This is a genomic window from Streptococcus sp. HMSC071D03 (assembly GCF_001812125.1).
GTDB lineage: Bacteria > Bacillota > Bacilli > Lactobacillales > Streptococcaceae > Streptococcus > Streptococcus pseudopneumoniae_N.
The window spans coordinates 1-242 of the sequence record NZ_KV807702.1 but is presented as its reverse complement, the minus strand read 5'-3'; the positions used below and the strand labels follow the sequence as shown (position 1 = coordinate 242).

The 242-nt window shown below is 40.1% G+C and carries 1 pseudogene; it reads left to right on the top strand.

Annotated elements, in window-relative coordinates:
• Positions 1 to 242: pseudogene (locus tag HMPREF2837_RS01035) on the top strand (G5 domain-containing protein); the annotation flags it as partial.

The following is a 242-nucleotide window of genomic DNA, read 5'->3' as shown; positions in this document are numbered from 1 at the left end:
AGCGAAGGACAAAGTAGTAGAAACGCCAATTGAACCTGAAGTTGAGTATGTTAAAGATGTTGAAAAAAACTTCGGTACACCATATCAGCGTATTGAGGGTAAAAAAGGTAAAACAGTTACTACAACTACTTACGATGTAGATTCAAACGACGGTCATATCACAGAACACGTTGGTACCCCAGTTGTCACCCCGGCAGGTAAGACAATCGTTAAAGTTGGTGCGAAAACTAAGGTTGAACAAT